Below are 19,181 nucleotides of genomic sequence, written 5' to 3'. Positions count from 1 at the left end.
ACATGTTGTTGGGTTTGAAAGGGGTGCGTTACCGCATTGGTGCCACCGTGTTGCTGGACGGGGTGGAGTTTTCGCTGGAAGAGCGGGAACGCGTGGCCCTGGTTGGGCGAAATGGTGCAGGCAAAAGTACCCTGTTCCGCATTCTGAGTGGCGAGTGGCAGGCCGAGGAAGGCCAGGTGATTCGCCGTGATGGCCTGACCGTCAGTTGTCTGGAACAGGCGGTGCCCCACGCACAGGACGCCTTGGTGTACGACATTGTGGCCTTGGGCCTGGGTGAGCTGGGCGAGGCGGTGTGCACAGTCCAACGGCTGAGCGCCGAAGGGCAGTTGTCTGCACAGGACCAGCAAAGCCTGGACCGCGCGCACCATGCGCTGGAGGCTGCCCATGGCTGGCATTTGTCCAGCGAAGTGGACCAGGCGCTGTCGCGCATGAAGCTGGATGGCCGGGTGTCTTTTGGCAGCCTGTCCGGCGGGATGAAGCGCAAGGTGATGCTGGCCCGCGCCTTGGTCAGCAACCCGGATGTGTTGATGCTGGATGAGCCCACCAACCACTTGGACATTCCCAGCATTGAATTGCTGGAAGAGCAGATTCGCCAGTTTCGGGGTGCCGTTATTTTTGTCAGCCACGACCGGGCCTTCATGCGTAAATTGGCCACCCGGGTGTGCGACCTGGACCGCGGTCAATTGAAAAGCTGGTCGGGTGGTTACGAGGGCTTTCTCAAAGGCAAAGCGGAGTTTTTGGCGGCCGAGGAAAAGAACAATGCCCTGTTCGACAAGAAGCTGGCCGAGGAAGAAGTGTGGATACGCCGTGGCATTGAAGCCCGCCGTACCCGCAATGAAGGCCGGGTGCGTGCCCTGATCGACATGCGCCGCCAGTTTGCCGAACGCAGGCAGGTGGTGGGCACGGCCAAGGTGCAAGTACAGGAGGCTGAACGCAGCGGCAAAGTGGTGGCTGAAATCACCGACTTGACGGTGCAACTGGGCGGCCTCACCTTGCTGCGCCAGTTCAGCAACGTGATTCTCCGTGGTGAAAAAATTGCGGTGCTGGGCCCCAATGGCGTGGGCAAAACCACGGCCCTGCGCGCCATTCTGGGCGATTTGAAGGCCGACCAAGGCTTGGTGAAATTGGGCACCAAACTGGAAGTGGCCTATTTTGACCAGTTGCGCAACCAGTTCAACGAGCAGGACACGGCAGTGGACATCATCGGTGCCGGGAAGGAGTTCATTACCCTGAACGGTCAGCCCCGCCATGTGATGGGCTATTTGCAGGATTTCCTCTTCACCCCTGACCGTGCGCGTCAGCCAGTGCGAAGTCTGTCTGGCGGCGAGCGGGCCCGTTTGCTCTTGGCCCAACTGTTCGCCACGCCGTCGAACCTGATGGTGCTGGACGAACCCACCAACGACCTGGACATTGAAACCCTTGAGCTGCTTGAAGAGCGTTTGGTGGCTTATGAAGGCACGTTGGTTGTGGTGAGCCACGACCGTGAGTTTGTAGACCGCATCGCCACGCGCTGTTGGGTGTTTGAGGGGCAGGGCCAAGTGGGCGATTATGTCGGCGGCTATGAGGATTGGTTGCGCACCCGCACTGTTGACCCATGGCTTGCTGTCGGCCAGGCTGCCCAAGCCAGCGCAGCGCCAACGCCCAGTGCGGCCCAGGCCCAATCCGTGAGCCCAGCCAAACCGAAAAAGCTGGGCTACAAAGAACAGCGTGAACTGGAGGCCTTGCCCGCCCGCATTGAACAGTTGGAAACCGAGCAGGCTGCCTTGGTGGCTGCCATCAGCGACCCCGGGTTTTACCAACAACCCGCAGCCCAAATGAACGCCACTCAACAGAAGCTGGCTGCTCTTGAGGCTGAACTTGAACAGGCCTATGCGCGCTGGACTGAGTTGGAAGAAAAGGCTCAGCCCTGAGCCTTGGACAGGCGGCTGAGTTGTTCGGGCGGAATGCGGGCTGGGCGCCCGTTTCGGTCCACGGCAATGCCCAGGTAAGTCCATATGCTGTCTGCTTCATCATAGGCCCTGGCCAGTTGAAGGCGCATGGCGTAGAACGCCAGGTCTTCCAAGGGGCTGTCCTCGTTTTGGGGTACGCGGGCGGCCAACAAGGTGCGGGCCGTGTGCTCGCTGGCGATTCGGAAGCTGCCCGACAACACCCTTCCCCCCGTGGCTTTGCGCACTTCCCAGGTGAAGTTTTGGCCCCAGTCGAAACCGACGCTGCTGGGGAAGTGAATCCAGTCCTTGTCCAGTTGCTGCACCCAGAACCGTTTGCCTTGCCCGTCAAACAACAGCAATGAACCCTCGCGGGGCAATTCGCCCCTGAACTGAAATTCCGGAGAGCGACTGAGCAGCAAGGCCTCTTGCCGGGGTTCAAGCACTTCCAGATTGCCCGTGGGTTTCAGGTCGGCTTTGTTCCCGCGCCGTGGGTACTCGGTCAACCATTGTTGCAGCAGGTCAAGCTGATCATCGCTCAGGGCTTTCACTTTAGGCGCTGGCCCCGGGCGAACAGAGATGGCACCTGCGCCAACCCACAAACGGGCTGGGCCCGTGTAGACCCGTTGCTGACCTGCCCCGGGCAGGGCAATGGCCACGCGGGCACCGGCGTTCAGGTCGATTTGGTGGCCTTTGAACAGGCGCTGCAAGGGCAAAGCCGGGTAACGCTCCCGTTTCAGGTTGGTCACCATGGCGGGGCCTTTGCTGGCCATGATCAAGGCCAGGGGCTGCTCATCGGCCTTGGCAGGGGCGGTGGGCGTTGGGGCTGTGGCTTGTTGGGCCTGCAGCCCGCCTGACAACGCACACACTGCGCTCAGGATAAGCAGCCTGCCCAGCCAAGGTTGAATCCGCATCCGTTTCAATACCATCCCACCAGTGAGAAACCCACACCCAAGTAATCCGACCTGTGATTGTAGTCAATCAGGCTTTCGCCATAGCCGGAGAAGTACTGGATGTGCCCACGAAGATTGTTCCGCAGGGGGATGCCCCAGTCCAGTTGGACCCCACCGCGCGATTGATCGCCCCCGCGGAAGTTGTGCCGCACCAGTGCCGACAATTCATGCCCGCGAACCTTGTGGACCACCAGCAAGTCCCCACGCCCCAAGTAATCGGAGATGTCAGGGTTGTCGTCAGTGGCTGAAGGCTCGGAGATGCGCATCCACGGCCGGAACTGCACCAAGGTGTTTTCCCGCTCAAGCCCAACAATACCCATGACACGGTTCCACGACCTCGACAGCGGCAGTGCCCGGCCATTGGACTGGTGGTTCAGCGAGATGCCAAGAAGCTTGGGGTCCCAACCCGTGGCGTCCTTGAAGGCCTGCCAACTGTTGCGCCAAGTGAACATCACCTCGGGTTCGTAATTCGTTTCCCGGAATGGCCGTGACAAGCCGGTGTTGTAGGTTTGCCAGCGGCTGCTTTGGGTGTAGCCAAACCACACATCCCCATTGTCACCGAACAGGTTTTCAACCACCTTGGTTTTCAGGCTGAGCTGAAATTTCATCTCGTTGCTGTCCAGGTTCTCCGGGCCAGCAGTAACGCGGTTGGCGGGGTTGGGGCTGTCTGGGCGGGTGTTGGGGTTGGAGTTCAAGAAAACCGGCAACAGGTAAACCGGCTGATAGGGGCGAACCTGAAAGGTGCCCCGCTTGGCTTGTGGCGACAGTTCCCAACGCTGGTCAAGCCACGACAGTGTTTGGTCGGGGTGCCCCCTGAACAATTGAAGCCCTTGGCCGGACTCCCTGCGGTCCTCGTCCAGGGTCATCTGGACCGGTTCGGCGTCTGCGGGCGTTTGCCCCGGCAGCAGCGGGCCACCGGTGGCTTGGTCAAAGCACCGCAGGCGCAGTTGGGGGTCTTCAATGTACCGGCATTGTTGCAGCGCCAGTTCGCCTGCGTCAGGTGTGGCGTGTGCACAGGGCAGGCCAAGCAGCCATGCAAAAGCCAGCAGACTGCGCCAGCGAAGGGCCGTATTGGGTGTGAAATGCGTCATCATGGTCGTAGTGAGCCCAAACTGGCTCAATCCTCTCACATTTGGTTACAATTCCGGTATGGTCTCATTCCGCTTCAAGAAAACCCCTCACAAAGATGCCGGTGGTGTGGCCGCCGGGCGCGAGTTCACCATCGACGATTTGGCCCGTGCCGCCAACACGACGGTTCGGAACGTGCGTGCCTACCAGGACCGTGGTTTGCTGGCGCCGCCCGAAAAGCGGGGGCGTGTGGGTTTTTACAATGAAGACCACCTGACCCGATTGCGCCTGATTGGCCAAATGTTGGGCCGTGGGTACACACTGGGCAACATTCAGGAGATGCTGGATGCGATTGACAAGGGCTATGACCTGCGGCAATTGCTGGGCCTGACCCACGCCATCACCAGCCCCTGGACCGACGAAACCCCCAAGAATTTCAACCCCATTCATTTGGCCACTCTGTTTGGCACCAACATGAGCCGGGGTGCATTGGCACGAACCATTGAGTTGGGCCTGCTTGAACCCGATGGGTTGCGCTACCGGGCACCCAGCCCCAAAATTCTGATGGCCGGTGCTGAAATGGCCCGCGCGGGCATCCCCCTGCCCGACCTGCTGAATCTGATTTCTTCTTTGCGCACGCAACTGGAAAGTTTCTGCGACCAAGCGGTGTCTCTGTTTGTTCAGGAACTGGACAAGTATGGCGACAACCTGCCGCCCAAGGAAGATTTGCCCCGGTTGGTGGAGTTGATCTGGAAAATTCGCCCCTTGGCGATGATGGCCATTGAGTCCGAAGTGTCCCGCGCCTTGCAAAAAAGTGCCAGCAAGTTTGTGGACGAACGCATCATGGGTTTGCTCGACAAGTTTGCCGAGGAAAACATCGAGGGCTTGAATTTTCTGAAGTCGGGTTGGGTTGAGCCCACTCCGGGCAGTGCTGACGCCGACGATGCCGCGTTTGTTGAGCCCGAGCAAAACAAGCCTGATCCGGCTGGGCCTCAGCCCGTTTGACTCTCGCTGCCCAGCAGCAGGGTCAGGGTGTTGCCCTCGCCCTCGCTGCGGTACTCAAACCGGCTGCTCACCAGGTGCATGAATTTCAGCCCCATGCCGCCTTCGGGCATGTCTTCCAGCGCTTCAATCTCATCAAAGTCGCCGTGGGTGCGTGTCTGTTCCAGCGCACTCTCCGGAATGGCGGTTCCCCAGTCATTCACCACGATGGCCAGCCCGAACTCAAAGCCGATTAAGACGACCGTGACGGGGAGGGGTGTGCGCCCTGCGTAACCGTGAATCATGATGTTGGTCAGCGCTTCAGACAGGGCCAGGTGGGCGTTGTACACCATGGCTTCGGGCAGCCCCATGTTCTGTGCAAACTCCCGCAGGGCTTCGCCGATGGCCGGGATGTTGTTGGTGTCACTGAGGCCCTGCAGGGCCAGGTGCCGGCGGGCTGCCCCCAGCTTTAGGGGGTCTGGCCATTGGGTCAGGGAGTCGTCAAGGCGACTGGCCAGGGCCAGGCACCGGTTGATGTGCTGGGTGAGTTCAGCCTGCCCCAGTTCGAGGGTATGGAGTGGGTCGTGGTTGCGCCATTGCAAGGCGCTGAGCATCAGGTGTTCCGGGGACTCTGCACCATTGCCCTGAAGGGCCTGAATCAGGCTGTGTAAGGGATCACTGTCCAGGTGGTTCGACCCGTTGATGTGTCTGGACCAATCCGCCGAGGTATTCAGCGAGAGTGCCCGCGCCGTGTGCAGGGGGGCCAGCAGGATTTTGCTGCCCGGCGTGATCACGTTTTCAAACAATGTGGCCAGGTCGCCCGGGTGGCTCTCATGCAGTTCCACACGCCCTTCATGATCGGCCACACACAACACCCATCCACCCAGACCGGCCACCAGCAAGGTGCCTTGTCGGGTGTCCAGCAAACCATACAGCAGGTCAAAGTCGCAGGCGCCTGCACCCAGTGTGGGCGTGATGGCATCGAGCTCACGGCGAACCAAGTCGGGTTGGCTAAGGTTGCGACAGGCTTTGTGCGTGACCGGGTTCAGCGGGAACAACAGGTCGGTGGCCCGGTTCATCGAAAACCAGCGGGCCAGGGCGATTGCACGCAGGGCCGTGGAAGTGTCGTCACCGGGCAGGTTGAGCATGAAAAAGCCGAGTTCATTGGGCAGGGTGGTCAACAAGCCGACCTGTTGCCCACACACGAATTCTCGGGGTTGGTAGAGGGTTTGAATGGCGCAGGGCCACGGGCTGCTTTCTGCTTTGGGCAGCAGGGCGCGCTGCATGCGCGACACTTCCCGCATGTCCCGCTGCAGGCTTTCGTACAGCCCCGCCAGTTCCTTGTGCCGTGAAGCCAGCTTGCGATGCAGGTTGATCATGCGCTCGGCGGTTTTCAGACGCACTTTCAATTCACCCGGGTTCACCGGCTTGGTCATGAAGTCGTCTGCGCCGACCCGCAGGCTTTGCAGCAGGTCATCGCGCCCGGCAAACCCGGTGATCATGATCACGTACACATGAGACTGCTGGCGCTCACGGATTCGACTGCACAATTCAATCCCGGACATGCCCGGCATGTCCCAGTCGGTGAGCACCATGTCGGGGTTGTGCAGGTCGATCAAATCCAGCGCTTCATCGCCATCCCTGGCTGTGAATACTGTGTAGCCCCAGCTTTGAAGCATGGCTTCGAAAATGCGCAGAAAGGTTTTCGAGTCATCGACAATCACAATGGAATAGCCGGATGACTCGGTTTCAGTCACGGGTGGCGCGTGGACAGGCTGGGGCAGCCGGTATGTGGGGGCCAAAGGCTCCGGGCCGCCTGAAGCCGGGATGTTGTCCGCGTGGTGAAGGTCGTCGAGGGAGAGCAACAACAAAGACACGTCGTCGGTGAACCCTTGGGCCACGCTGTCGCCACCCCAGCGCTGAATCGTCTCCACCACCACCTCCGGCAGTTGGGACAGTCGCCCTGCACCAGCCAGTTCGCCAGCCACCCGCATCAGGCGTTCCGGCCCAAAGCCATCCAGCTCGTCGTTGGAGACTTCAGTGACTCCGTCGGAGTACAGCAGCAGGGCTTGCCCGGGCTCCAATTGGATTTCGATGTCGTCAAACTCAACGCCATCAAACAGCCCCACTGGAAATCCGCCATCCCCGATGGCGCTGACCGAGCCGTCGGCCGACAGCAACAGTGGCGCTGGGTGACCAGCCTGACACAGGGTAATCAGCCGTTTGGAAGGGTTGATGGTGCCGTAGATCAAGGTGAAGTACGACAGGTCCACTTCCGTCTGCTGAAACAGGGTATTTAGCCGCCCCACCACTTGCGAGGGCCTTGCGATGGGGCGGCACGCGGTGAAGGGGTTGCTGGGTTCGTACAGAACGCTGGCGCTGGACTGGTCGGCCAGCATTTGCATCAACTGCATGGATTTGACGGCAGCCGGGACGCCATGGCCGGAGACGTCCAGCAGGTAAAAGCCGATGTAGCCATGTTCCAGCTCAAAGACATGCAAGTGGTCGCCCGACACGTACAACGAAGGCACTGACAGCCAGCGGTATCCGAGTTTTTCAAATGGGCTTTGCGCAGGTGGCAGGTAACTGCGTTGCAGGCTTGAGACGGCCCGCAAGTCTTGATCAATTTTCAGATGGGCTTTCGACAGAGCCTCGGTTTGCTGGCGAAGCTCGGTATGCAAACCAATGCGGCGTTGAGCCGATTGAAGCCGTGCCTCCAGTTCGTTGCCGTCTACCGGCTTGCCCAGCACGTCATCTGCACCGGCCTGAAGGGCTTCAATCAGAAACTCTTCGTCAGGCCGGGCTGACATCAGAATGACGTACACCGCGTGGTCCAGCGCCAAGTGCCGAATGCGGGCACACAACTCGGTGCCGGGCATACCCGGCATTTGCCAGTCCACCAACACCAATTGGAAGTGTTCGTTGATGATGCGTTCAAGGGCCGCTTCGGCGTTGCCCGCCACTTCCACCGAATAACCCCATTTGGACACCATGCCGACAAACAGGCTACGCTCGACCAGCGAGTCGTCAACAACCAGAATGCGCGGCAGAGTGGTTTGGGTCACGGGGTGCGGGTTGCTCAGGCGTTGTTGAGGGTGCTTAATGCGGCGTCGAGTTGGTCAACCAACAGGAATTGGCGGTCCATGCGTGAGAGCTCGAACATCATCCGCACTGATTTGTGCATGCCGACCAACGCCAGCTTGCCTTGTTTGCTGACCACGTTTTTCAGCAAGGCCACCAAGGAACCAAGGCCACCCGAGTCCACGAGCTTGACTTGGGAAATGTCCAGAGCCACACGGCTCACCGAGTCCAGTTGGGCGATCACGGTGTTGCGTATCAGGGTGCCCACCGCACTGTCCAGCCGCACGGTGTTGACGCGGACCACCAATACTTGCCCTTGGTTCTCTGTGGAAATCATGGGGTTATCCTATTGTTCGTACCATTGTGTCACAGCCGTTACATGCCCATGCACAACGAAGGATGGGGAAAACGCGTGACTGTTGTTCTGTCTTCTGGGCAATAATACGATATTGTCTGGCGCCCGTGCCCACTCTGTCGAAGGATGTCGCCCACACTTGGGGGACCTTTTTGACCGAAGGTTTTGGGCCTGCCTCTGGCCTGAACTCAACCGATGTACCGATGCCTATGCGAATTTTGAATCTGTCCGCGCTGTGTGCCTTGATGTTGCTGACTGCGCCCGGTGCTGTGTATGCAGCGCCAAGCGCCAAGACCGAACCCACAGCGCCCGCAGCCTCGGCATCGCTGGGCCAGACCCGCGTGCTGACTCTGGCCCAGATGGGGCAGCCTTCGGGTTTGAAACTGAACGGGGTCAACCGATCGGTGGAGTTGAATGCCGGCGTGAGGCTGGATGAAGCGGTGAGGGCCGCGCACCTGGAACTGAAGGTGATGTACCCGCAGGGCATGCGGCATGACCAGTCGTTCATCCGGGTGTATGTGAACAATCAGTTGTCGGCCATGGCCCAACTGAGCGCCGCCAAAGCCGGGGTGTTGAACTCGGTCCGTTTGGTGATGGACCCTACCCTGTTCACGGATTTCTCGGTCATTCGTATTGAGTACGACGGCACTTACGACACCGAATGTCGTGACCCCCAAAACCCAACCCTGCGCCTTGATGTGCGGCCCGATTCAACCCTGACCCTGCAGGTGGACCCACAGCCCCTGGTCAACGACCTTGCCTTGTTGCCTGCACCGTTTTTCGACCGCCGCGACAACCGCAAGCTTCAATTGCCCGTGGTGCTGCCCAAGCAGCTTTCGCCCAATACGCTGAAAGCCGCAGGGGTGTTGGCCTCGTGGATGGGGGCCCAGGCTTTTTATCGGCAGGCTGAGTTTCAGCCGGTGGCTAACCCGTCGGATGACCAGCACACGGTGATTCTGGCCTTGGCAGACCAGTTGCCTGCGGGTACCAAAACACCGAACATCACCGGCCCCATGCTGTGGATGGATTCCAGCCCCACCAAACCCTGGGTGAAGCGGCTTTACATTGTGGGCCGCACGGAAGAGGAGCTGTTGACCGCCGTCAACGGGTTGGTGATTGAAGGCCAGGTGCTCAGCGGGCAGCAGGCGAGCATCAAAGAGGTGAACCTGGGCGCACCCCGCAAACCCTACGACGCGCCGCGTTATGTGCCCACCCATCGGCCCGTGCGTTTTGCGGAGTTGATGGACTACAGCACCCAATTGGAAGCCACTGCAGACCGGCCCCGCGTGCGGCTTAACCTGCGCCTGCCGCCCGATTTATTCAGTTGGGCCGGCAAGAACATTCCCATGGCGCTGAAATACCGGTACACCGCCCCATCGCGGTGGAATGATTCCCTGCTCAACGTGGAAATCAACAACGCGTTGATTCAGTCTTTCCGGTTGTCGCCCCGTCAGGATGAAGCACAAAGCCGCTTGAACATCGACTTGCTGGGTGCCGCAGAGTTGAGCAGCGAGTCCGCATTCCAGGTGCCGGCTTTCCGTGTGGGTGGCAGTAACGAACTGACTTTCGGCTTTGGTTTCCAGCCTGAAGGGCACACAGCCTGCACCCAGACCAATGAAGTGGCGCGGGGCAGTGTGGACCCGGAATCGACTCTGGATTTTTCAACCCTGCCGCATTACACCCGGATGCCCAACCTGACCGCGTTCGCCAACGGCGGCTACCCGTACAGCATTTTCGCGGACTTGTCGGACACGGCGATGATCCTGCCCAAGGACCCTTCCGGCGCCGAAGTGCAGGCGTATTTGAACATGATGGGCCTGTTCGGCCAGTGGACAGGCCTGCCCGCGTCGCGAGTGACTGTGGCCTTGGGGCCCGAGGATGCGCAAGGCGCAGGCAAGCATTGGGTGGCACTGGGGGCCACAGACCGCCTGCCTTGGCTGGACAGCGCAAAAATGAGCCTGCCCATGGTGTTGGACCAAGCCCAGCGCAGCCTGGGGCTTGGGCGCGCGGTGAGCTGGTTTCAGGCCCTGTGGAGCGGAGCGGACGAAGCCCCGCCCGCGACTCAGGCCCGCGCCTTGATTCAGGGCACTGGGCCACTGGGCGCCATTCTGGGTTTTGAGTCACCCTGGACCCGTGAGAAGTCTGCACTGGTGGTGACTGGCACGGATGAAGCGTCGTTTGCGCGGGCCATGGCGGCCCTGTCCAGTTATGACGACATTCCCCAGATTCGCGGCAGTGTGACTTTGCTGCGTGGTGAAGAGGTTCAGAGTTTTCAGACCGGGTCTACCTGGGTTAGCGGGTATTTGCCCTGGAGGTTGCGCATTCGCATTGCCTTCTCCGAACACCCCATTCTGATTGCACTGGGTGGCGCTTTGGGCGGTGTACTGCTGGCCTTGTTGGCCTACGGTTGGCTGGCCCGCCGCGCTGGCCGTCGGGGGCGTGCCCACTGATGGCGGGCAGGCTGAAACGGGGCCCTTGGGCCCAAGCCTTGATTGTGTTGGCGTTTGCCGGGCTGTTGGCTTCATGCATGCGGGCATCGGCCGCCACCTGGCCCGGCTGGGAGGGCTTTCGTTCGGCGTTTGTGAGTGACGATGGCCGCGTGGTGGACCACAGTCAGGACGACTTGCGCACCGTGTCTGAGGGGCAGGCCTATGCCCTCTTCTTTGCCTTGGTGGCCAACGATCGGCCCACCTTTGATCGCCTGTTGACCTGGACTGAAAACAACCTGTCAGACGGCAGCCTGGATCGACATTTGCCCGCCTGGCATTGGGGCCGCAAGGCCGATGGGCAATGGGGGGTGATTGACCCCAACAGCGCTTCAGATGCGGACCTCTGGATGGCTTACACCTTGCTGGAAGCCAGCCGGCTTTGGTGCCATGCGCCCTATGCCCAAAAGGCGCAGGCCTTGGGCCGTTTGATTCTGGACCAAGAAACCCTGGAGGTGGATGGCCTCGGATTAAGCCTGTTGCCGGGGCGTGTCGGTTTCGTGCAGGCCAGTGGACAGGTGAAACTCAACCCCAGTTATGTGCCCGGTTTTCAGATGGCCCGCTTGGCCCAGGCCTGGGCTGATGAGCCCCGATGGGCAAGGCTTTACCTGGGCAGCCAGCGCCTTGTGCTGGACACTGTTTTTCCCAATGGTGTGCCGGATTGGGTGGTTGTGGACAAGGGTGTGCTGGGCTTGCCACCGGACGAGGCACGGGGGGATTACGACGCCATTCGAGCCTACCTGTGGATTGGCATGACTGCACCGCAAGACCCGGTTCAAGCTGCGTTGTTGGCCCGCCTGAAACCTTGGGCAGCCTTGGTTCGTCAACGTGGGCACATGCCGGAATGGTTTGAGCCCAACGGCACAGGTGTTGCGCCCAACGCCGGTCCTGCGGGTTTTCAAGTGGCGGTGGCCCCGGTGCTTCGCCAGCTCGGGCTGGTGGACTTGGCGAAATTGCTCGAAAGGCAGGGTCTACGCCGGGGCGACCAAGCCACTTGGCGCAACTATGGCTACTACAACTCCGCGCTCACCTTGTTTGCCCAGTCTCATCTGGAAGGGCTGGCCAGCTTTGGGCCCACTGGGGAATTGAAGGTGAAAGCCTTGGAGGGCCGTCGGTGTGAGTAAGTACTCGGCCCCGAGGGTTGTGGCTTGGCCCAGTGCTTTTGTGCTGGCCGTGGCCGCTGCTGTGTGGCCAACTGGGGTTGCTGCAACTGTGGCTTCGTCGGCCAGTTACACCAATTGGCTGGCCTTGCACAGCCAGGGCCAGTATTGGCTGGAACGGCAGCGCCTTGACCTGGCTGCGCAGTCGTACAACCGCATACTGTTGATGGACCCTGAAAACGCGTCTGCTTTGCGCTGGCAGGGTTTGATTGAGCTTAGGCGCGGTGAGGTGCAGGCTGCGCAGTTGTGGTACAAGCGCCTGCTGGCAGTGCACGGCGCCACCCATCCTGCGGTGCGTGAGCTGGCCCAATGTATCGAGTTGGCCACCACTCAACGCCAACGCTTGGCTGAATTGAAGTTTCAATGGAATTCCCCCAAAGCCGACCGCAGCAAACTGCTTGCAAAACTCACAGGCATTCTTGGCGAGCCCTTGATGGGTGATGCAGCCTTGCAGGTGTATCGCATCATGGGGGACACGCCTGAAGGGCGGTCCGCAGCCCGCGTGGGTTTGCAGCAGTTGCAGAACCAGTACCCGCAAGACACCCGTTATGCCTCCGCTTTGGCTGCCTTGGCCCCAGCCCCGGCCGTGCTGGCTGCGCGGGGGAACGCTGTGGGCAGGGCATCACCTTCAGGCTCACGCAATGAGCCTGAACAACAAACTCAGGCGCAGGAAGCCAGTACCCCACAGGCCGATCCGCAGCCTTCGGCATTTGAACAAGGGGATTCTCTGGCCAACCAAGCCGATGCCTTGGCCAAGGCCGGGCAGTTGCGCGAAGCCGTCGGTCTGCTTGACAAGGCGGTGGTGCTAAACCCGGATTATCCGTGGTTCCGTTTCAACCTGGCTGGTGTGTTGATTGATGCGGGCGAGCCTGCTGACTTAAGCCGTGCCCGAACCGTGATGGATCAGGGTTTGGCGCTGAATGAGGGGCGCGAGATGCGGTTTGCATCTGCCTTGATTGCAACCCGCCTTGGCCGAACCGACCAAGCCCTGGCGTTGATGGAAGCAGTGCCCCGCACAGACTGGACCGATGGCATGTCTGCGTTGGACAAGCGAATCCGCTACGGTGAATACCGGGCCCAACTGGCACGCATGCAGGATGAGGGACAGTACAACGCCATGGGCCGACTGTTGTCCCAACCCACCCCATGGCGTGCAGAGCCTGAGGTGGTTCAAGCACGCGAGGAGTTGACCCGGCGTGTTGTGCCCCGAGTGCGCATGGCCTACGACGAAGCGACGATTGCCGGTAGCCCCGGGGTGTCGGGCATTCGCAGCCGTGAGATTCCCGTTCAGATTGAATGGGGTTTGGATTTCGAGAAAACAGCCTTTGTCCGCCTCGATCAGTTGGAGGCCCGTGCTGGCACCGTGGACGTGCCGCAGTCGGCCAACTTCGCGCAATTGGGCACCACCACAGCCAACGACCCGGCCATACGCCAGAACCTGCTGAGCCAGAACTTCAAGGGGCAGGTGCTGGGCGTCGGGGTTCAAACCGGGGCTCTGCGGTTGGACGTGGGCAGCACGGTAGGCGATTTGCCGGTCAACAGTTGGGTGGGTGGCGTTCAATGGCGGCAGTCGATTGGCGACGGCTCCCTGCGCCTTGAATTGGCCCGCCGCATGGTGTCCGGCAGTGTGTTGTCGTCCACCGGGGCCATCGACCCATTGACAGGGCAAGCCTGGGGCGGTGCCCGGCGCAATGGCGTTTCGGCGGTGTACTACACACCGGTAACCCCGACGCTGGATTTTGTAGGCATTGCACGGGCCAATGTCATCACTGGGCGACACATTCCAGACAACCGTGAATTGAACCTGCAAGGCATTCTCAGCAAAACCGTGTTCCAAAGGCCGGGCCACAAGGTGGAACTGGGCGCGTCCCTGTTTTTGTGGTCGTTCCAGCGCAACCTGCGCTTCTACACCTATGGGCAAGGTGGCTACTACAGCCCCCAAGCCTTTGCCTCGCTGACCTTCCCCGTGACTTGGACCGGCCGGACGCAGGCGTGGTCCTGGCGCGTTCAGGCGGGGGTGGGGGCCAGCGAATCCCGTGAAGACGCCACCGACCTTTACCCCTTGGACCCGCAACTCGCGCTGGCTGCGGCGGCGCAGGGCAATGCGGTGCGCAATGCCGGTGGGCCCGGTGGGGGCATTAGCACCAGCCTGCGCGCCAGCATCGAGCACCAGTTAACGCCCGCGTGGGCGGTTGGGGCCAGTGGCGAGATTGACCGTTCCGAGGGCTACAACCCTGATCGTCTGTCCGTTTACATGAAATTCAGTCTCGGAGACCGCTTTGAATTCAGCGCTCCGCCCGAAAGCGTCACGCCCTATTCGAGGTTCTGATGTTCAAGACCCCCAAAGACGGCGTGTATGTGGTGCGCAATGCACAAGCCCAAAAGGTGGCTGTTGACTGGGTACGCCATTGGTTGAAGGCCACACCCGGCACTGTGCCGCCGGCTTGCTTGTGGCTTACGGCCTTGCCTGCTGCGGATGTGCGGCAAGTGTTGGCGCCTGCACTGGCCACCCAGTCGCCAGCCCTGCGTGGTTTGGATGTGGTGTCCACCCGTGCCCTGCAGGCGCTGCCCGAAGGTGTTGAACGCGACGGTGTCCGGCAGTTCTGCCGCGCGCTGGACTCGATGATCGTCCTCAAACCGGGCTGGGTCATACTTGAGCAAGCTGAGTTGTGGTTTGACCAGGGTGACGAGCCCATCGACAAGGCCACTTCATTGGCCCAAATGCAGTTGTTGCAGCGCTGGGCGCGCCATGCCGGGGTGAGTGTGATTCTGCCCGTACAGGGCGAGTTCGCACCTTGGTGCCTGTTTGCTGATGGTTTGGTTGAAACCACGCCCGAGGGCGTGGTGGATTTCAAACCATGGTGGACCACGTCATGGGGTTACCGCTCGGAATTGTGGAGCATGGCCACCGCAGACACTGTTGAACACAAATTGCTGACGCTGAGTTCATTCACCAGTTTGGGCCAGGCCGCGCGTACGCTGTATGAGTGGCGTTACCACTCGCCGGTGGACCACCCTGTGGCCATCCACGTTCAGGCCGACTCGTCGCTGGAACCCACTGACGCCTCTGTGTTGTTGCGGTTGGGCGCTGATTCGGTGGTGACTGGGGCTTGGCCGGATTGTTTGGCTGAGTTGGGGCTTCAGGCTCAGGCCATGAGCCCGGCGACACCCGCCGGACAGCCCTTGGCGTATTACGCCAGAGATGTGCATGAGGTGTTCATGCCGGGGCGGTTAACTTTGTTGGGCAACCGCGAGTTTGCAACCCAATGCACCATGATGACCAGCGTGGCCCGCCGCTGGGGTTTGCATGGGGTGTTGACCCGCTTGTCGCTGATCAACCACGTTAACGCACGAACTGCTTTGCGCTTGGTCGATTTTGGTCCGGCGGGTGCGGTGTTTACAGCCACGCGGGAAGCCTTGTATGTGTTGAAGCTGTGGGACGCCGAGCCCACCGATGAGCAACTGGACACGGCCTTGCGCCAGTGTTTCAGGGAGCCGCTGGAAACGCTGTTCAGCGGGCATATTCACCTGACCGAGGCCTCCACCCAGCTGGGTTTGCTGATGGATGTGCGGGATGAGCTTGAACCCGTTGCAGTGGACGCTTTGCTTAATGACGATGAACCCGCCAAACCTTTGGCGGAGTTGTGGGCTGATCAAACCCAAGGCCAAGGTGAGCGACCTTGGTTGAGCCGACTGGGGGCCTGGATCGGGCGGGAGAAAATGTCATGAATTGGATTTCTGGCGCGGGGCTGTTGTTGGCCGTTGTCGGTTTGTTGATCGGTGTGGTTGCCGGGGTGTGGCTGTTGGATTACCTCATGCGCAAGCCTGCCAGCCGAATTTGGCTGAGCGATTGGGTGAACTGGAGCCGCAATGCTTTGCCCCGCCACACTGAACAATGGGTACGCCATGGCCGCTGGGTGGCTGTAGAGCCCGAGGGGAAAGACGAATGATCACCATCGCCATTTTGTCCACCGAAGGCGGAGTCGGACGTACTTCACTGGCCGTTTCGTTGGCCTCGAATTTGGCCGCAGTGGGCCGTCAGGTTCGTCTGCTGCAGTTGGACCCCGCAAACACGCTGCCGGTTCATCTGGGGCTGGGTACGCCCGGCGATGAACCGGGTGTGCTGGCCTGTGTGACCGGGCAGTGTTTGCCTGATGAAGGCATGCTCGGTCACGACGGTGGATTCAAGGCCATGTCGTTTGGGCAGGCTGATTTAAATGCGTTGATCAAATTCGACCAATTGATGGCGGAACAACCCGAGTTATTGCCCGGCCGCTTGCTCAATGATGTGGAGCCTCAGGAATTGGTGATCATCGATTTGCCGCGCTGGCCGTCTGCCGCGTGTCAGGCTGTGCTGCGCCTGACTGACCTGAACCTGGTGCTGATGGCCCCAGACACCAACAGCGCCTTGGGCATAGACCGGGTGCTGCCCGGCTTGCTGGCCAGCCGAGGGGCCTCTTACTTCGTGATGAACCGGTTTGATTCGTCCAAGGTGTTGCACCTGGATTTGTGGACCCTGTGCAAAAGCAAATTGGGCCATCGTTTGCTGCCCTTTTATTTGCACGAGGACCAAGCCCTGCCCGAGAGTGTGGCCGCCGGCGTGCCTTTGATGAGCTATGCACCGCGTTCGCAGTTGGTGGAGGACCATCAAAAGCTGTGCAACTGGATTGATTCGGAGTTGTCATGACACCGCGTGGCCCTTTGCTTAGCCGCATAGAGAGGTGGCTTGACCTGCAACCCTGGCCCGGCATGAGCCCGGCTGGGCGAGTTCGCCGCCTGTTGCTGGCCCTCTGGTTGCGCCCCGGCAGCCTTGCAATGCCTGTGCAGCCGGGCAGTGCGCGAACCAAGGTGCGTTGGCCCGGGCTGTTGTTCACCATGGTGATGCATGCGGTGGCTGATGTTGCCCGGCCGCTGACCTGGCTGTGGAACTGGGGCCTGAAGCAGCCGGTCCGAGGCTTGCGCGCTGGGCTGGACGAGGCCACTGCCCGAATTGCAGCACGTTTGGGCCGGGGCCGCAGGCTTGAGGGCGCCCTTAACCTGATGGACCGTACGCCCTGGCTGGGGTTTGCCGTGGGCCTGGTGGCGGTGGTCACTTTGGCCTTCACCGCGCAGGCCTCACTGAGCCTTGTGGGCCAATGGGTATTCATCGCCGTGGTGTATGTGCTGGCCATGTTGTTCAAGCGTTTCCCCCAGCGGTTTGCCCACCTGTGTTTGATGGCGTTGACGTTGCTGGTGTTGGGGCGCTATGTGTTCTGGCGGTTTACCAGTTCCATGGATTTGAACAGCGGCGTGGAAATGTTTCTGGGCTCGGTGTTGTTGGCTTCTGAAGCGTACACCTGGCTTATTCTGATTCTGGGGTTTATTCAGACCGCGTGGCCCATGCGCCGGAAGCCTGTGCCCATGGACGTGGACTTTGCCAACTGGCCCACAGTCGATGTGTTCATTCCCACCTACAACGAACCCTTGTCAGTGGTGCGCCCAACGGTGTATGCCGCGCAAGGCCTTGATTGGCCTCGCCACAAAATCAATGTCTACATTCTGGACGATGGCCATCGCCCTGCCTTTGAAGAGTTCGCCAGGCAAGCTGGGGTTGAATACATTTCACGCCCCGACAACAGCCACGCCAAGGCAGGCAACATCAACTACGCCTTGCAACACACCGATGGCCAGTACATCGCCATTTTTGACTGCGACCACATTCCCACGCGCTCTTTTTTACAAACCAGCATGGGGTGGTTCCGCAAAGACCCACAGTTGGCACTGATTCAGACGCCCCACCATTTTTTCTCTGCCGACCCGTTTGAACGCAACTTCAATTTTTTCCGGCAGATGCCCAATGAGGGCTCCCTGTTTTACGGGCTGATTCAGGACGGCAACGACTTCTGGAACGCCTCGTTTTTCTGCGGCAGTTGCGCCATCATTGAACGTCAGGCCCTGCTGCGCGTGGGTGGCATTGCGGTTGAAACCGTGACGGAAGACGCCCACACAGCCTTGAAGCTGCACGCTTTGGGCTACCGCAGCGCGTACCTGAACAACATTCAGGCCGCGGGCTTGGCCACAGAAACCCTGGCTGGCCACATTGGCCAGCGCATACGCTGGGCGCGGGGCATGGCGCAGATTTTCCGGCTCGACAACCCCTTGCTGAAAAAGGGCCTGAGTGTTTTTCAGCGCATCTGCTATTCCAACGCCATGCTGCATTTTTTCTACGGCATTCCACGGCTGGTGTTTTTGCTGATGCCCATGGCCTATCTGTTTTTTGAGTATCACCTCATCAATGCAGCGGCCTTGACCATCCTCAGTTACGCCCTGCCGCAGCTCATCATGGCCAGCTACACCAACTCGGTCATGCAGGGCAAATACCGGCGCAGTTTCTGGTCAGAAGTGTATGAAACCGTGCTGTCCTATTACATCGTATTGCCCACCACGCTGGCCTTCATTAACCCGCGTTTAGGCAAGTTCAACGTCACCGCCAAGGGTGGGCTGATTGACGAAAGTTATTTCGACGCCAACATCGCCAGGCCTTATCTTGTTCTTCTGTTGTTGAACCTGCTCGGTTTTGTCACAGGCCTTGGGCGGCTGTTCTGGTTCAATACCCATGAAACCGGCACTGTGCTGATGAACCTGCTGTGGTGTACGTTCAACCTGGCCATCTTGGGGGCTGCAGTGGGTGTGGCCACCGAGTCTGTTCAGAAACACGTCCACCACCGGGTGCGCATGTTGATGCCCGCCTTTCTGCGTTTGCCCGGCGGTTACACAATCAGTTGTCACACCGAGGAATACTCCGCCGCTGGGCTCACTTTGGCTGTCAATGACACCCAGCGGCTTGGCCTGCACAGCGACGTGCAGGTGGGCCTGCACCGTGGTGACCGGGAGTTTCTGTTTCCCGCCAAGCTTAGCCTGTGTGAAACCGACCGCGTGGAGGTGCAGTTCACCAACCTCTCGCCCCAGCAGGAAGCGCAGTTGATTCAGTGCACCTTTGGCCGCGCCGACGCCTGGCTGAACTGGCAGGAAGATGAACGCCGTGACCGGGCGCTAGGCGGCCTGAAAGATGTGCTCAGCAAAGGCTGGATTGGGTATGAGCGGCTGTTTGTGTGGTTGCGTGACATTGGCCGAAGCGTGGCACGCCGCGCCTTGGGGCACAGTGACACGGCTGCCCGTTGGGAGCAGTAAGC

The 19,181-nt window shown here is 60.3% G+C and carries 13 protein-coding genes; 9 read left to right on the top strand and 4 right to left on the bottom strand.

Features of this window, described 5'->3' with window-relative positions:
- Positions 1 to 2: 2 nt before the first annotated feature.
- Complete coding sequence (locus tag ACK4FF_RS00875) at positions 3 to 1,910, top strand: ATP-binding cassette domain-containing protein (protein ID WP_409703545.1); 1,908 nt, start codon at positions 3 to 5, stop codon at positions 1,908 to 1,910.
- Here ACK4FF_RS00875 and ACK4FF_RS00870 read toward each other — a convergent pair.
- On the bottom strand, positions 1,901 to 2,839 hold the full coding sequence (locus tag ACK4FF_RS00870; protein WP_409703542.1) for a hypothetical protein: 939 nt from the start codon (positions 2,837 to 2,839) through the stop codon (positions 1,901 to 1,903). The genes ACK4FF_RS00875 and ACK4FF_RS00870 overlap by 10 nt on opposite strands.
- A 5-nt stretch (positions 2,840 to 2,844) precedes the next feature.
- A complete protein-coding gene (locus ACK4FF_RS00865) occupies positions 2,845 to 3,972 on the bottom strand; it encodes a phospholipase A (protein ID WP_409703539.1) in 1,128 nt (375 codons plus the stop codon).
- A 55-nt stretch (positions 3,973 to 4,027) separates the two neighbouring features.
- Here ACK4FF_RS00865 and ACK4FF_RS00860 point away from each other — a divergent pair, with 55 nt between their 5' ends.
- Entirely contained in the window at positions 4,028 to 4,951 is a 924-nt protein-coding gene (locus ACK4FF_RS00860; RefSeq protein ID WP_409703536.1) for a MerR family transcriptional regulator, read from the top strand.
- Here the strand turns inward: ACK4FF_RS00860 and ACK4FF_RS00855 are convergent.
- Both ACK4FF_RS00855 and ACK4FF_RS00850 read right to left on the bottom strand, forming a co-directional pair.
- Entirely contained in the window at positions 4,939 to 7,992 is a 3,054-nt protein-coding gene (locus tag ACK4FF_RS00855; RefSeq protein WP_409703533.1) for a response regulator, read from the bottom strand. The two genes, ACK4FF_RS00860 and ACK4FF_RS00855, sit on opposite strands and share 13 nt — an antisense overlap.
- 14 nt (positions 7,993 to 8,006) lie before the next feature.
- Positions 8,007 to 8,345 carry an STAS domain-containing protein gene (locus ACK4FF_RS00850; protein WP_409703530.1) on the bottom strand — a complete coding sequence of 113 codons (339 nt, stop codon included), beginning with the start codon at positions 8,343 to 8,345 and terminating at the stop codon, positions 8,007 to 8,009.
- Between the two features lie 221 nt (positions 8,346 to 8,566).
- Here ACK4FF_RS00850 and bcsB point away from each other — a divergent pair, with 221 nt between their 5' ends.
- Genes bcsB through bcsA form a run of 7 tightly spaced genes read left to right on the top strand, consistent with a single transcriptional unit; the run spans position 8,567 to position 19,179 of the window.
- A complete protein-coding gene (gene bcsB / locus ACK4FF_RS00845) occupies positions 8,567 to 10,813 on the top strand; it encodes a cellulose biosynthesis cyclic di-GMP-binding regulatory protein BcsB (RefSeq protein WP_409703527.1) in 2,247 nt (748 codons plus the stop codon).
- Positions 10,813 to 11,973, top strand: a complete 1,161-nt coding sequence (bcsZ, locus tag ACK4FF_RS00840) for a cellulose synthase complex periplasmic endoglucanase BcsZ (protein ID WP_409703524.1) — start codon at positions 10,813 to 10,815, stop codon at positions 11,971 to 11,973. Before bcsB ends, bcsZ begins: the two co-directional genes overlap by 1 nt.
- Positions 11,966 to 14,338: a cellulose synthase subunit BcsC-related outer membrane protein gene (locus ACK4FF_RS00835; RefSeq protein WP_409703521.1), complete on the top strand. Its 2,373-nt coding sequence runs from the start codon at positions 11,966 to 11,968 to the stop codon at positions 14,336 to 14,338. The genes bcsZ and ACK4FF_RS00835 overlap by 8 nt, the downstream gene beginning before the upstream one ends.
- Positions 14,338 to 15,738: a BcsE family c-di-GMP-binding protein gene (locus tag ACK4FF_RS00830; protein WP_409703518.1), complete on the top strand. Its 1,401-nt coding sequence runs from the start codon at positions 14,338 to 14,340 to the stop codon at positions 15,736 to 15,738. The genes ACK4FF_RS00835 and ACK4FF_RS00830 overlap by 1 nt, the downstream gene beginning before the upstream one ends.
- Positions 15,735 to 15,959, top strand: a complete 225-nt coding sequence (locus tag ACK4FF_RS00825; RefSeq protein WP_409703515.1) for a hypothetical protein — start codon at positions 15,735 to 15,737, stop codon at positions 15,957 to 15,959. The genes ACK4FF_RS00830 and ACK4FF_RS00825 overlap by 4 nt, the downstream gene beginning before the upstream one ends.
- On the top strand, positions 15,956 to 16,696 hold the full coding sequence (gene bcsQ, locus ACK4FF_RS00820; protein ID WP_409703512.1) for a cellulose biosynthesis protein BcsQ: 741 nt from the start codon (positions 15,956 to 15,958) through the stop codon (positions 16,694 to 16,696). Before ACK4FF_RS00825 ends, bcsQ begins: the two co-directional genes overlap by 4 nt.
- A complete protein-coding gene (gene bcsA, locus ACK4FF_RS00815) occupies positions 16,693 to 19,179 on the top strand; it encodes a UDP-forming cellulose synthase catalytic subunit (RefSeq protein ID WP_409703509.1) in 2,487 nt (828 codons plus the stop codon). The genes bcsQ and bcsA overlap by 4 nt, the downstream gene beginning before the upstream one ends.
- The last annotated feature ends 2 nt before the right edge of the window (positions 19,180 to 19,181 follow it).

Origin of the sequence: Limnobacter sp., from assembly GCF_046297615.1 — a bacterium.
Lineage (GTDB): Bacteria > Pseudomonadota > Gammaproteobacteria > Burkholderiales > Burkholderiaceae_B > Limnobacter.
The sequence above is the reverse complement of the archived record's forward strand: the minus strand, read 5'-3'. Positions and strand labels throughout refer to the sequence as shown.